We start from the raw sequence: 14359 nt of genomic DNA on the forward strand, positions 1-14359 counted from the left end.
GAGGCGCTCCCTACTCGGCGGTCAGCGGCCGTTGTTGGGCAGCGTCCAACGGCGGCTGGCCTTCGCTGCGTAATTTGGCGATCGCGCTTTCGAAATCCTCGAGCGAGTCGAAGCCCTGGTAGACGCTGGCGAAACGCAGGTAGGCCACCTGGTCGAGTTTCTGCAACGGCCCCAGAATGGCCAGTCCGACGTCGTTGGCGTTGATTTCCGCTGCTCCTGAAGCCCTGACGCTTTCTTCGACTTCCTGGGCGAGCAACGCCAGATCGTCATCGGTGACGGGCCTGCCCTGGCAGGCCTTACCGACCCCGGAAATGACTTTCGCGCGGTCGAAGGGTTCGGCGACGCCGGAACGTTTGACGACATTGAGACTTGTCGTTTCCAAGGTCGTGAATCGTCGTTCGCAAGAGCTGCACAGACGACGCCGGCGGATGGCCGAACCGTCCTCGGTCAGCCGGCTGTCAACGACCCTGGAGTCTGAGTTCCTACAAAATGGGCAACGCATCCACTCCACCTTTCCTGGGGTCATGGGCCGGAGAACTGTACCGGCGACGTGATCAAAAACATGTTCACGGCAGCACCATCATGTCATGGCTGAGATGATCCGCCGTGTTCGCTGCGACAACAGCACCCGCCGAGCCGCCAACCAGCGACGTCAGTGGCGGGCATCGCCGTCGTCCCTAGTCACCCTCCGATACGCTGAATCACGGCGTCGCCGTGCGCCGGGAGGTCCTCGGCCCGGGCCAGGGCCACGACGTGCTCACCGACCTCATGCAGCGCAGCGGCAGGATAGTCGATGACCTGGATGGCCTTCAGGAACGTCAGCACGTTCAGTCCCGAGGCAAATGCCGCGGTCCCGCTGGTCGGAAGAACATGGTTTGACCCGGCACTGTAGTCGCCCAGACTGACCGGACTGTACTCCCCCACGAAAACGGCTCCGGCAGCGGTCACCCGGTCGGCCACCGCGGTGGAATCTGAGGTCAGAATCTCCAAGTGCTCGGCGGCGTAGGCATTGCAGACGCGCAACGCGGCCTCGAGGTCGTCGACCAGAATAACTGCCGATTGGCGGCCCCCCAGCGCGGCCCGCACCCTGTCGACATGTTGGGTGCCAGCGACCTGGACTTCGAGTTCCTCCCGAACAGCTGCCACCAACTCGGTGGATTCGCTCACCAGTACCGCCGCCGCGTTGGGGTCGTGCTCGGCCTGGCTGATCATGTCGGCGGCCACATAGCGGGGCGTGGCGTTTGCGTCTGCGAGGATCGCGATTTCGGTGGGTCCGGCCTCCGCATCGATGCCCACAACGCCCTTGACCAGGCGTTTCGCGGTGGCGACGAAGACGTTCCCTGGACCGGTGATGACGTCGACGGGTTCAATTCCCTCGGTGTCCGTGGGGGAGGTAGCTGCGTCGACCCCGTAGGCGAAGGCGGCAATGGCCTGGGCGCCTCCCATGGCGTGGATTTCGGTGATGCCCAGAAGTTCGGCCGCAGCGAGGATGGTCGGGTGGGGCAACCCCCCGAATTCCTGTTGCGGCGGCGACGCCAAGGCGATGGAGCCCACACCTGCGGCTTGGGCCGGAACGACGTTCATCACCACCGAACTCGGGTAAACGGCCAACCCTCCCGGGACATACAGGCCCACCCTGCGCACCGGCTCCCAACGCTGGGTGACGGTGGCTCCCTGTCCGAAGTCCACGCTGGCCGGGGCAGGAATCTGTGCTGCGGCGAAGAGGCGGGCCCGGCGGATGGACTCCTCCAGCGCCTCCCTGACGGCAGGGTCGAGTTCTTCGAGGGCCTGACTGCGGGCTGCTGCAGGAACCGCGGTGCTCTGTTGCTCCACATGGTCGAAGCGTCGAGCCAGCTCGGAGAGCGTGGCGTAGCCGTGGGCCCGGACATCGGCAATGATCTGCTCAACGGTCTCGGAGGCCGAGGCGAAGTCGTTCTCCGGTCGGGGCAAGGAAGCCTTCAGCGCCGCATGGTCCAGCGCGGTCCCGCGTAAGTCGATGGTCCGCAGGGCGGGGAAGGACCCCGGGTTTTCGGTTGAATTCGTCACCGCACCAGTTTACGCCGTCGAGGCCCTGCCCGCCGAGTGCTACGGCGGGCAGGGGCGTTAGATGTCGAGGCAGGTGGGGCCCAGCAGGACCTTGAGATCGCCGAAAAGCGCTGGGTTGGGGTTGACCCGGAATTCGATGCCCAGACGCATCAGTTCGACACTGCGGGTTCCGGCGAGTTTCACCCGCACCTCGGTGTTGCCCTGATGGGTGCGCAGGACCTCTCCGAGCTGGGAGACCACCGATTCGTTGGCTTTATGGCTGGGCATCGAGATGACCACCGGCCCGGCCAAACCGTCCTCGCTGATCTCGGGAATGGTCAGTTCCTGGGCATTCAAAGACACCGCCCCGTCGTCGCGTCGTTGCAGGCGACCGCGGATCACGACGATGAGGTCCTCGGCCAGTACGCTGGCGATCGGCCCATAGGCTTGGCCGAAGAACATGACCTCCATCGAGCCGCCCAGGTCTTCGATCTCCGTCCGGGCATAAGGGTTTCCACTATTCTTGGCGATACGCCGCTGCAGCGAGGTGATCATCCCCGAGATCGTGACGATCTGCCCGTCCCGCGGCCCGTCCTCGGAGAGCACCTGGGTGATGGAGAGGTCGGCATGCTGTTCCAGCAGGTTCCCCAGTCCCTGCAAAGGGTGGTCCGAGACGTAGAGCCCGAGCATGTCGCGTTCGAAGGACAGTTTGTCCTTCTTCTCCCATTCGGGAAGATCGGGGACGTCGATGGCTAGTCCGGATCCTGCCGAGGGGTCGTCCAGGGCACTGAAGAGGTCGAACTGGTTGGCCGCCTCATTGCGTTTGAGCACGATCACCGAGTCGACGGCTTCCTCGTGGATCATGGCCAGGGCCCGCCGTGGGTGGCCCATTGAATCGTAGGCCCCGGCCTTCACGAGGGATTCGATGGTGCGCTTATTGCAGACCACCGCGGGAACTTTCTGCAGGAAGTCGGTGAACGTTTCGAAGGCGCCCTTCTCCTGCCGGGCCTCGACCAGCGCGTTGACCACATTCGAACCAACGTTACGGATGGCTCCCATACCGAAGCGGATATCGGTATCGACCGGGGTGAAGTTCAGCTGGGATTCATTCACGTCCGGGGGCAGCACGGTGATGCCCATATGTCGGCATTCGTTGAGGTAGAGGGCAGATTTGTCCTTGTCGTCGCCAACACTGGTCAGCAGGGCAGCCATGTATTCGGCTGGATAGTGTGCCTTGAGATAGGCGGTCCAGTAGGAGACGAGTCCGTAGGCTGCCGAGTGGGCCTTATTGAAGGCGTAGTCGGAGAAGGGCAGCAGAATCTCCCAGAGTGCCTTGACTGCTGCCTCGGAGAATCCGCTGTCGAGCATGCCCTGGTGGAAGCCTGCGTACTGCTTATCGAGTTCCGCCTTCTTCTTTTTGCCCATGGCCCGGCGCAGAATGTCTGCCTGGCCGAGCGAGAAGCCGGCCACCTTCTGCGCGATGGCCATGACCTGCTCCTGATACACGATCAGGCCATAGGTCGTATCGAGGATCTCCCGCAAGGGTTCCTCGAGTTCCGGGTGGATCGGAGTGATCTCCTGCAGGCCGTTCTTGCGCAACGCATAGTTATTATGCGAGTTCGCGCCCATGGGTCCCGGACGGTAGAGCGCGATGACTGCGGAAATGTCTTCGAAGTTATCGGGGCGCATCAGACGCAGCAGCGAACGCATGGGACCGCCGTCGAGCTGGAAGACGCCCAGGGTATCGCCGCGGGCGAGGAGTTCGTAGGCGGCCCGGTCATCCACCTCGAGTTGTTCGAGATCCAGGTCCACGCCGCGGTTGATCTTGATGTTCTCGATGGCGTCGGAAATGATCGTCAGGTTCCGCAGACCCAGGAAGTCCATCTTGATCAGCCCGAGGGTTTCACAGGTCGGGTAGTCGAACTGGGTGATGACTTGGCCGTCCTGGAAACGACGCATGATCGGTACGACGTCGATAATCGGGTCCGAGGACATGATCACCCCTGCCGCATGGACACCCCATTGACGCTTCAGGCCCTCAATGCCCTTCGCCGTTTCGAAGACCTTGGCGGCCTCCGGATCTGCGGCCAGCATTTGGCGGAAATCTGCTGCTTCGGAGTAACGCTGGGCAGATTTATCCTCGATATCGGCCAGCGGGATGTCCTTGGCCATCACTGCCGGTGGCAGGGCCTTGGTCAGTGTTTCACCCATGCTGAAGGGGTGCCCCATGACTCGGGCCGAGTCCTTCAAGGCCTGTTTCGTCTTGATCGACCCGTAGGTCACAATCATCGACACGCGTTCGTCGCCGTACTTATCGGTCACATAATTAATGACCTCGCCGCGGCGACGATCATCGAAGTCGACGTCGAAGTCGGGCATGGAGACACGTTCCGGGTTGAGGAAGCGTTCGAAGATCAACCCGTGCTGCAGTGGGTCCAGGTCGGTGATGCGCATGGCGTAGGCGACCATGGAACCGGCGCCGGAACCACGTCCGGGACCAACACGAATGCCGTTGTCCTTGGACCAGTTGATGAAGTCGGCCACGACGAGGAAGTAGCCGGGGAACCCCATCTTGGTGATGATGTCCAGTTCATAATCCGCTTGCCGACGCGAGGCCTCGGGAACACCGTTGGGGTAGCGGTACCGCAGACCGGATTCAACTTCCTTGACCAACCAGCTGGTTTCGTCTTCCCCCGGCGGGCAGGGGAACTTGGGCATGTAGTTCGCGTCGGTATTGAAGGAGACCTCGCAGCGCTCGGCGATCTCCAAGGTGTTGTCGCAGGCTTCGGGGAACTCGGCGAACAGGGCGCGCATCTCCTGGGGGGACTTCAGGTAGAAGCTGGTCCCCGAGAACGCGAACCGTGATCCACCCTGGTCATACGTGGGCTCCAGGAGCGTGGAGCCGGACTGGAGGGCCAGCAGCGCCTCGTGAGCCTTGGCATCATGTTCGTGCGTGTAGTGCAGGTCGTTGGTCGCCACCAGCGGCAGGTTCAGTTCCTTGGCCAGCCGGAGCAGGTCCTTCGTGACCCTCCGCTCGATGTCCAGCCCGTGGTCCATCAGCTCGCAGTAGTAGTTCTCCTTGCCGAAGAGGTCCTGGTATTCACCAGCAGCCTGTTTGGCTTCCTCGTATTGGCCCAGCCGCAAGCGAGTCTGGATTTCACTGGACGGGCAGCCGGTGGTGGCGATGAGTCCAGAGCTGTACTGTTCGAGCAGTTCCCGGTCCAGTCGCGGCCATTTGCCAAAGACCGAATCCAGCGAGCCGATCGACGAGGCCCTGAACAGGTTGCGCATGCCTTCGTTGTTGCGGCTGAGCAACGTCATATGGGTATATGCGCCACCACCCGAGACGTCGTCACGTTTCTGATGGGCTTCGCCCCAGCGCACGCGCGTCTTGTCCTTACGGGAGGTCCCCGGGGTGACGTAGGCTTCCACACCGATAATGGGTTTGATGCCCGCGCTGGTCGCCTTATTCCAGAAGTCGAAGGCGCCAAATAGATAGCCGTGGTCGGTCGTGGCCAGAGCCGGCATGCCCAGGCGCTTGGTCTCTTCGAAGAGGTCCGTCAGGCGCGCGGCGCCGTCGAGCATCGAGTATTCGGTATGCGTATGAAGGTGGACGAATCCGTCCCGGTTTGAGCTGGCCACCGATCCATTCTAGGCCCGGGTGGCACGCTACCGAAGTCGGCGGCGCGGCGACTGGCGTGTCCCCTGCGGGGCTCCGATCCGGACCGTCGCCGACGTGGTGGTGGGGCGGGGAATTAGTAGCCCAGGTCTCCGTCGCGCAGAATTTCCAAAGCGTGGGAGAGGTCATGCGGGTAGCCGCATTCGACCTGGACCCACTCCCCCGAGACCGGATGCGGGAATCCCAGCTGGTAGGCGTGCAGCCACTGCCGGGTCATCCCCAGGTCGGCTGCCAAGCGGGGGTCGGCGCCGTAAGTCTGGTCCCCGACGCAGGGGTGGCGCAGCGCCGAGAAGTGGACGCGGATCTGGTGGGTACGGCCGGTTTCCAATTGCACTTCCACCAGGCTGGCCCGGCCGAATGCTTCCAGGACTTCGTAATGCGTGACCGAGTCCCTGCCGCCCTCGAGGACCGCGAATCTCCAGTCGTGACCAGGATGCCGGCCAATGGGCGCGTCGATGGTCCCGGCCAGCGGGTCGGGCAACCCCTGGACCAGGGCGTGATAGGTCTTCGAGGGGGTACGTTCCTTGAAGGCGCGTTTGAGCGCCGTATAGGCACGTTCGGTTTTGGCCACCACCATGGCCCCCGAGGTGCCCACATCCAATCTGTGCACGATCCCCTGGCGTTCGGAGGCTCCGGAGGTGGAGATACGGTATCCGGCGGCGAGCAATGCGCCGACGACCGTTGGCCCTACCCATCCGGGGGAAGGATGCGCTGCCACACCAACAGGTTTATCGATGACCACGTAGTCGTCGTCCTCGGCCAGGATTTTCATGGCTTCCACGTATTCGACCCTCACTTCCAACGGATCTGTTTCGGCGGGTGGATCGACGGTGATGACGTCACCGACCTCCACCTTGCGGGATTTCGCGACCCGGTTACCGTTCAGCTGCACATGCCCGTCGGCGCACCACCTGGCGGCGACACTGCGGGTGATATCCAGCCGTGGGGGCAGGAGGGCGTCGAGGCGACGCCCCGCCTCCTCGGGGCCGATGGTGAAGGTGTTCGAATTCATGCGTCGCCGGCTTCCTCCGCCGGAGGGGATTCCTTCTCCTGGGTTGGTAATCCGTCGAGGCCGATGCCACGGAAAAGCAGCACGCAGATACCGATCATGGAACAGACCACAAAGGAGTCGGCCACGTTGAAGATCGCGAAATGCGGGACGGCAATGAAGTCCACGACGTGCCCCATGCCGAACGAAGGATCGCGGAACAGCCGGTCGATGAGGTTCCCGGTAGCGCCGGCCAGCAGGCCGCCGAGGGCAATGGCCCACCACACCGAACGCACCTTGCGCAGGAGCGTCACAACGTAGATCACGACGACGGCCATGATGATGGTGAACAGCCAAGTCACCGAGGTGCCGATGGAGAAGGCAGCCCCCGAATTCAGGATGTAATGCCATTGCAGGGCCGAGCCGATCACGTCGATGGTCTGGCCCAGTTCCATCGTGTCCTGGACCACTGCCTTCGTGAGCTGGTCCAGGCCCGCTCCGAGAAGGGCAATACCCAGCGAGAGGGCAACCAGGACACGATGGGCACCCCGGGGTGGGGGTGTCCGGGCATCATGTTCTGCGCGGGCTGCGGGGTCCTGATCCATCGGGGTCCTTAACGTGATGTCGGCGGCCGGGTGACCGGCCGCCGACAGACATGGTCGTGGAGGGGACACCGAAGCGTCCCCTCCTCAACAAATGATTAGGCGTTGTCCTTGGAATCCGGCGTCGCGATGGGGCCCTGCGACTCGAGATCCTGCAACTGGCCTTCGATGTAGGACTTCAAGCGGGCGCGGTAGTCGCGCTCGAAGCCGCGCAGCTGATCGAGCTTGCGCTCCAGCACCGACTTCTGGTCCTCCAGCGAGTTGAGCGTCTTGGTGCTCTTCTCCTCGGCCTCGGAGACCAGCTTATTGGCCTGCATCTGGGCGTCGGCGATGATCTTATCGCGCTGCTCGACACCCGCACCGACGTATTCGTCGTGGAGGCGCTGAGCCATGGCCAGCACGCCGGCTGCAGATTCGGCAGAACCGGATCCTGCCGCAGCCATCTCTGCACTGGGGGCCGCGGCAGCAACAGGTGCCTCGGGCGTCGTCGGCGTCTGCTCGGTAGCAGGGGCTTCCGCGACCTCAGGAGTTGCTTCCTCGGCGGCTTCGTCAACGCTACCGGTCACCGGAGTCGTTTCAGCTGCCGGGGCGGCAGCGGTTTCGGTGGCCGGAGCCGCGGCGACGGGAGCCGGAACGCTACCGGTCTCAACGTCGGTGCCACCCAGCTCGCTAACGCGCTGGCGCAGCTGCTCGTTCTCCTGGGTCAGTCGACGGAGTTCCACGACGATCTCGTCCAGGAAGTCGTCAACTTCGTCCTGATCGTAGCCCTCCCGGAACTTCGTTGGCTGGAAACGCTTGTTGACTACATCTTCTGGCGTGAGCGCCATCTGGTCACCTCGATACTTAGTTCTCTCCCCGGCCGCCTGATTGCGACCCGAGGGCGATTACACCGGTTATGTGAGCAAACTGCAATAACTGCCGCAGCATGCTTCCTGTTTCAAGACTATAACGTTTCCCGCACCGAAGACGAACCTTCGCCGTCGGTCGGGAGCCAAGAGCCTATCGCCCGATCTGTAGAACGACGACCTTGGCGATGATGATGGCGAAATAAAGGATCAGGAATGCCAAGTCCAAACGCATCCCGCCCAGGTCCAATGGCTTGATTTTGGAACGAAGCCAGCGCATGGGCGGATCGGTGATGCGGTAGACGAAACTGGCCAGGATCAGCGCCGCACCGCGTGGCCGCCAGCCACGGGCAAACATCTGCACGATGTCATACACAATCCTGAGCATGAGCATGACCTGAACGACCGTCAGGGCCGCATAGATCAGTCCGAAGAGAATTCCCACGGTATGAAGCGGCCGCTAGCTCTGGTTGAAGAACGTTGCGGTGTCCTCGGAGGACTTTTTGTCCTCGCCCAGGATTTCAACGCTCGCCGGTGAGAGCAAGAACACCTTATTGGTGACGCGTTCGATGCTGCCGTGCAAGCCGAAAACGAGTCCCGCGGAGAAGTCCACCAGGCGTTTGGCGTCACCTTCACCCATATCGGTGACATTCATGATGACCGGGATGCCGTCTCGGAAGCTTTCTCCGATGATTTTGGCGTCGTTATATGAACGGGGGTGAACCGTCGTGATTTGCCGCAATGAAGAATCCTCGTCCCTGGATGAAGGCGCGCGCTTAATGGGGGTGACCGGTGCCCGGTATTCCGTCTCCGGTTCAGCGGCGACGGCCATGGGAGCCCGTTCGTGCTCGACACGGGAGGGCTCCGGACGCTGCTGCAACTGCTGCTGCTCGGGCATCTCGGACTGTTCGTCCTCGTAGTGCTCGTCACCGTCGGCGAGTCCCAGGTAGATCATCGTCTTGCGCAGGGCGCCAGCCATGGTCTTCTCCTTATGATCGTACGCGGCGAGGGGTCTTCTCCCGCTTGAGTCTCCGCTGCAAACGACGCTACAGCACCGGTGGACGCGGACCGAGCACATCGGAGCCGACACGGAGGTGTGTCGCTCCGGCGGCCACCGCCTGTTCCAGATCGTGGCTCATGCCCGCCGATATCCAGTCCGCCGTGGGATGGTTCCCGCGTAACGCGGCCGAGATTCCAGCCAGTCGTTCGAAGGCCGGTGACGGATCGTCCCCGAGCGGCGCCACGGCCATCACTCCGGCGAGGGACAGGCCCTCGGTCTGTGCCACGAGGTCGGCGAGCTGCTGGACGTCTTCGGGTTCGGCCCCACCGCGTCCGATACCCCCCTGGCCCCCGGATCGCTGTTCTGCGGAACGGAGGTCGATCTGGATCAGCGTGGAGAGATCCTCCCGGGCTGCCACCCCCTCATCGGCCCGACGTTCCGCCTCACGGCCCATGGCCTTGCCCAGCGCCTTGGCCAGGGAGGCCCGGTCCAGTGAATGCAAGGCCGCGGCATATCTGACGATCGACTTGGCTTTATTGCTTTGGAGCTGGCCGATGAAATGCCAGTTCAGGTCCAAATCCTGCACCTCCATGGCCTTGACCGAGGCTTCTTGGTCACGGTTCTCCCCGACCTCGCGCACCCCGAGCTCATGCAACAGCCGGACGTCCGAGGCGGGAAAGAACTTGGTCACGACAACGAGTTCGGGGGCCCGCTCACGGCCGGCGGCACGCGTGGCGACGGCAATGCGCTCACGGACCGCCTCGAGGCGTTGCTCAAGGTCAGCGCGGCGTGGGGCCTCGTTCGGGGCCGGGACTGGGGTGCTGGTCATCTGTTCCTCTCCAACAGCGGGGCCGGCCAGACGACTCCGGCCAGACGGCCGGTTCGTGCATCACGCCGGTAGGAGTAGTAGTTCCGATCTTCGACCGTACACACACCGGTGGCCGTGACGTCCACGCCAAGGCCCTCCAGAAGCATGGCGGCAGCCCCGGGCAAGTCCAGTGAGGGAGTTCCCCAGGACGTGTGGGACTCGATTCCCGGCATCACCTCAGCGGCAGCTGCAGCCATCTCTGCGGGGACCTCATAGCAGGAACCGCATACGGAAGGACCGATCCATGCATGGATCGACTCACCCGCCGCTTCCCGGATGGCCGTCACGGTGTTCTGCAGGATGCCGCCGAGCAATCCGTGACGGCCGGCGTGGGCTACTGCCGTAACCAGCCCGCCATCGCCCCCTGAGGCAATGAACACGACCGGCAAGCAGTCGGCGACCATCACCGCCAGGGGGGTCGAGCCGTCCGGGGACAGCAGGGCGTCGGCGTCTGGGCCCCAGGTTGGACCGTCACTGGTTTCTTGTTCCGAGGAGTCGACCGAGTGGACCGTCACCGAATGCGTCTGGTTCATGAAGCGCAGGGCTCCTGCGGCCAGTCCGAGACGGTTTTCCAGGCTCCGACGGCGCTGCAGGACCTCCTGCTGCCGGTCGCCCACATGCAATGCCAGATTGCCGTCGGCGGTGGAGGTAAAGGCCACATGCGCCGGCGTCGCACCGGGGAATTCAAAGCGAAGCAAGACAACCACCTTAAAATCAGACAACGGCGCGCCGCCCGGAAGGATACCGGGCCACGCGCCGTCGGGCCCTGAGGGGCCCTTGTCGAGAATTACTTCAGGAAGTCGGGGACATCCAGTTCGTCGTGCGAGGAGGACGAAAGGTCCTGCTCGACCACGTGGGGCAATTCGTCGTAGCCCTGGGACGCGGCCGGGGCGGCCTCGGGAGCCGAAGCTGCCGACTGCCCCGAAGTGCCCGGCATCGACTGTGCCGAGGCGGCGCCTTCGGAAGGTGCCAGTGGGATGGTTCCGGGAACCGTCGTGGCAGGAGCCTGCTGCGGCAGTGCCGGTCCTCCCTGCTGCTGGCGCGGCTGGGCCGGGGCGCTGGTGACGTCGACCTGGTCGAAGCCTGCGGCAATGACCGTCACGCGTGCCTCGTCACCCAGGGCGTCGTCGATGACGGCGCCGAAGATGATGTTGGCCTCCGGGTGGGCGACCTCCTGGACCAGTCGTGCCGCCTCATTGATCTCGAACAGTCCGAGATCCGAACCGCCTTGGATGGAGAGCAGCACGCCGTGGGCGCCGTCAATGGATGCCTCGAGCAGCGGCGAGGCGATGGCCAGTTCCGCGGCCTGGACCGCACGGTCCTCACCACGGGCCGAGCCGATGCCCATCAGGGCTGAACCGGCTCCCTGCATCACCGACTTCACGTCGGCGAAGTCAAGGTTGATCAACCCGGGGGTAGTGATCAGGTCGGTGATGCCTTGGACGCCGGACAGCAGCACCTGGTCGGCGGACCGGAAGGCATCGAGAACCGAGACGTTCCGATCGCTGATGGAGAGCAGTCGGTCGTTCGGAATCACGATCAGGGTGTCGACCTCGTCGCGCAGGGCGTCGATGCCAGACTCTGCCGAGGTTGCCCGACGGCGGCCCTCGAAGGTGAACGGACGGGTGACCACGCCAATCGTCAGAGCCCCGAGCGAACGGGCGATGCGGGCCACAACGGGCGCACCGCCGGTGCCGGTTCCGCCGCCTTCGCCGGCGGTCACGAAGACCATATCGGCGCCGCGCATGACCTCTTCGATTTCTTCGGCATGGTCTTCCGCCGCCTGGCGGCCGACCTCCGGGTTGGCGCCCGCGCCGAGGCCACGGGTCAGTTCGCGCCCCACGTCGAGCTTCACGTCGGCGTCACTCATGAGGAGCGCCTGCGCGTCGGTGTTGATCGCAATGAATTCGACGCCGCGAAGGCCGACCTCAATCATGCGGTTCACGGCGTTGACGCCGCCACCGCCGATTCCGACGACCTTGATGACGGCGAGGTAGTTCTGTGGAGCTGCCACGTCCTGTTTCCCTTGTTCGATGTGCTGCTGAGTCTTAGGAAGCTTCAACCGGACTAACGTTAACCCTCAGGTTGAGGGTTATAGTTATGTCAAGTACCTGCTACTAAGACGCTATGTTTTGCATCCCCGGCATGCAACGACCGCCTAGGCGTGTCGCACCATTACCGTGAGGTGGTTCTTTCGTCATGCCCCTGTTCCTACCGGGTGACCGGGTGGTCAGGGGTGCTGACGTCGAAGATCTTAACGCCCGTCTGCTTCTTGTCCTTGAGGAAGGCCGTGAGCACCCGTGCCTTGTCACCGCTGCGTTCGTCGCTCCCCCAAAGGACCGTCTGGCCGTTGGTGAGGGAGAGTTCGACCGAGTCGACGGTCTGCGCGCTGGCGTGATCAAGCTTTTTCAGTGTCGAAGAGGGCAAGGCAGCCAAAACACTGGTCAATGCGGAAAAAACCTTCGGATCCTGTTCGGAGGCCTTCCCATCAATGACCGGAAGCTTGACACCGTCCCGTTTTTTGACGCTGGACAGCTTCCTGCCATCCTTTCCGACGAGGTCGTAGGATTTCGAGTCGTTCTTCACGATCGCCACCGGAACGTATTCGACGATCCGCACTTCGAGGGTCCCGGGGGCATGGGCCTGGACGACGACGTCATCAATGGCCACCTGATCCTCCAACAGATCCTTGACCCGTCCCGGGCCGATTCGCGGCAACGGGGTCCCTTCCAAGGGTTCCAGGGCGGTGGCGATCTGTGCGGTGGGGACCAGTTTATTACCCTCGACGGTAATGGTCTTCACGGCCAACAACGGCGAATACAGCAGAACCAGCATCAGGACCACGATCACGGCCAGGACCGAACCGCCGATCCACAGGATCCGCCGACGCAGGCGTCGGGAGGGGGATTCGGGCAGCGTGAAGACATTGGGACCTCCGGACGCGCTGTCCTTCATGCGCCCGATTCCAACATCGAAACGATGACCGACCCGAGTTCGGTGACATCTCCTGCGCCAATAGTCATCACCACGTCCCCGCTACGGGCCACCTCCGCAATCCGGGCTGCCACGTCATCGCGGGCAGCCAGCCCACCCGCGGTGTTCAGCGCCTCGGCAATGAGGCTGGCCTGGATCCCCGGCAGGGGTTGCTCACGGGCAGCGTAGATCGCCAACACCAGGGCCGTGTCGGCCAGCGACAGGGCATCAGCGAACTCGGCCCAGAATTCGCGGGTCCGGCTGTACAGATGCGGTTGGAAGACCACATGGACCTTGCCGTGCTCCCCGGCGACGGCCCGACCAGCACGCAGTGCCGCCAGGACCTCCGTCGGGTGGTGGGCGTAATCGTCATACACCGTGACGCCGTGGGCCTGGCCCCGGAATTCGAAACGCCGGGCGGCACCGGTGAAGGCCGCCAGCCCGTCAATAGCCAGATCAGGATCGAGCCCGCAGTCCAGACCGACGGCGAAGGCGGCCGCCGCATTCAGAAGGTTGTGGTCCCCGGGGGCGGCGAGCGAGAGCCTTCTGGACTCGCCGCTGCCCCAGTCGAGGTCGCAGGCGAACCGTCCGGCTTCGGGCGCGGAGTTGCTCAGGCGGCGGTCAGCTGCGTCGGAGAAACCATAGGTCTGCACCCGCACCAGGGGCCGTTCCGCCCGCAGCCGCCGGGCCAGGGCCAGGGCCCCGGGGTCGTCGGCGCAGGCGATCAGCAACCCGCCGTCGGGCAGCAATGAGGCGAACTGGTGGAAGCTCTCGTGGACTGCGGCCTCGGTGCCGTAATGGTCCAGGTGGTCGGCCTCGATATTCGTCACCACGATCGTATCGGGACGGTAGTTCAGGAACGAGGCATCCGATTCGTCCGCTTCGGCCACGAAGATCCGACCCGAACCATGTTCTGCGTTGACCCCGAGCCCCGCCACGTTCGCACCGATCGCGAAGGACGGCGAAACTCCTGCCTCGCGCAGCATCACGGCGATCAGCGAGGTGGTCGTCGTCTTGCCATGGGTGCCGCAGACGGCGACGACATGATGCCCATCCATCGTGGCCGCGAGGCCCTCGGAGCGGTGGAGGATCCGCATTCCGCGGTCACGGGCTGCATCGTATTCGGGGTTGCCCGCTTTAATCACCGAGGACACGACGACGGTATCGGCCTCCGGTAGCTCCTCGGCGCAGTAGCCGACGTGGATCCGGGCCCCCAAAGCGCGTAACTCATCCAGGACCGGCAGGTCCTTGGCGTCGCTCCCGGTGACGGCGACGCCCTGGGCCAGCATCAGTCGGGCGACGGCCGATACACCGACCCCGCCGATTCCCATCAGATGGACTCGGCCGAGCTCGGCCAGCGTATGACGTTGTTGCATTCC

At 63.7% G+C, this 14359-nt stretch carries 13 protein-coding genes; all 13 read right to left on the bottom strand.

Annotated elements, in window-relative coordinates:
* Positions 1 to 10 precede the first annotated feature (10 nt).
* The 13 genes from nrdR to murC all read right to left on the bottom strand — a co-directional run bounded on the left by nrdR (position 11) and on the right by murC (position 14356).
* Positions 11 to 502, bottom strand: a complete 492-nt coding sequence (nrdR, locus tag CIK75_RS04305) for a transcriptional regulator NrdR (RefSeq protein WP_086999815.1) — start codon at positions 500 to 502, stop codon at positions 11 to 13.
* A 179-nt stretch (positions 503 to 681) separates the two neighbouring features.
* On the bottom strand, positions 682 to 2046 hold the full coding sequence (gene hisD, locus CIK75_RS04310; RefSeq protein WP_086999813.1) for a histidinol dehydrogenase: 1365 nt from the start codon (positions 2044 to 2046) through the stop codon (positions 682 to 684).
* A gap of 57 nt (positions 2047 to 2103) precedes the next feature.
* Positions 2104 to 5667 carry a DNA polymerase III subunit alpha gene (gene dnaE / locus CIK75_RS04315; protein ID WP_086999811.1) on the bottom strand — a complete coding sequence of 1188 codons (3564 nt, stop codon included), beginning with the start codon at positions 5665 to 5667 and terminating at the stop codon, positions 2104 to 2106.
* Between the two features lie 113 nt (positions 5668 to 5780).
* Positions 5781 to 6716, bottom strand: a complete 936-nt coding sequence (locus CIK75_RS04320) for an RluA family pseudouridine synthase (RefSeq protein ID WP_086999809.1) — start codon at positions 6714 to 6716, stop codon at positions 5781 to 5783.
* Entirely contained in the window at positions 6713 to 7297 is a 585-nt protein-coding gene (gene lspA, locus CIK75_RS04325; protein ID WP_086999807.1) for a signal peptidase II, read from the bottom strand. Before lspA ends, CIK75_RS04320 begins: the two co-directional genes overlap by 4 nt.
* Positions 7298 to 7392: 95 nt before the next feature.
* Positions 7393 to 8121 carry a DivIVA domain-containing protein gene (locus CIK75_RS04330; protein ID WP_086999805.1) on the bottom strand — a complete coding sequence of 243 codons (729 nt, stop codon included), beginning with the start codon at positions 8119 to 8121 and terminating at the stop codon, positions 7393 to 7395.
* Positions 8122 to 8293: 172 nt separating this feature from the next.
* Positions 8294 to 8584, bottom strand: a complete 291-nt coding sequence (locus CIK75_RS04335; protein ID WP_086999803.1) for a YggT family protein — start codon at positions 8582 to 8584, stop codon at positions 8294 to 8296.
* A 15-nt stretch (positions 8585 to 8599) separates the two neighbouring features.
* Entirely contained in the window at positions 8600 to 9118 is a 519-nt protein-coding gene (gene sepF, locus CIK75_RS04340) for a cell division protein SepF (RefSeq protein WP_086999801.1), read from the bottom strand.
* Positions 9119 to 9185: 67 nt separating this feature from the next.
* Positions 9186 to 9968 carry a YggS family pyridoxal phosphate-dependent enzyme gene (locus tag CIK75_RS04345; protein ID WP_096223265.1) on the bottom strand — a complete coding sequence of 261 codons (783 nt, stop codon included), beginning with the start codon at positions 9966 to 9968 and terminating at the stop codon, positions 9186 to 9188.
* Positions 9965 to 10705: a polyphenol oxidase family protein gene (locus CIK75_RS04350; protein WP_086999797.1), complete on the bottom strand. Its 741-nt coding sequence runs from the start codon at positions 10703 to 10705 to the stop codon at positions 9965 to 9967. Before CIK75_RS04350 ends, CIK75_RS04345 begins: the two co-directional genes overlap by 4 nt.
* Before the next feature lie 89 nt (positions 10706 to 10794).
* Entirely contained in the window at positions 10795 to 12021 is a 1227-nt protein-coding gene (ftsZ, locus tag CIK75_RS04355; protein WP_086999795.1) for a cell division protein FtsZ, read from the bottom strand.
* 197 nt (positions 12022 to 12218) lie between these two features.
* Positions 12219 to 12962: an FtsQ-type POTRA domain-containing protein gene (locus tag CIK75_RS04360; RefSeq protein ID WP_086999793.1), complete on the bottom strand. Its 744-nt coding sequence runs from the start codon at positions 12960 to 12962 to the stop codon at positions 12219 to 12221.
* Complete coding sequence (murC, locus tag CIK75_RS04365) at positions 12959 to 14356, bottom strand: UDP-N-acetylmuramate--L-alanine ligase (protein ID WP_096223266.1); 1398 nt, start codon at positions 14354 to 14356, stop codon at positions 12959 to 12961. The genes CIK75_RS04360 and murC overlap by 4 nt, the downstream gene beginning before the upstream one ends.
* Positions 14357 to 14359 lie beyond the last annotated feature (3 nt).

Source organism: Glutamicibacter sp. BW78, from assembly GCF_002332245.1.
In the GTDB taxonomy this organism is placed as follows: domain Bacteria; phylum Actinomycetota; class Actinomycetes; order Actinomycetales; family Micrococcaceae; genus Arthrobacter_H; species Arthrobacter_H rhombi_A.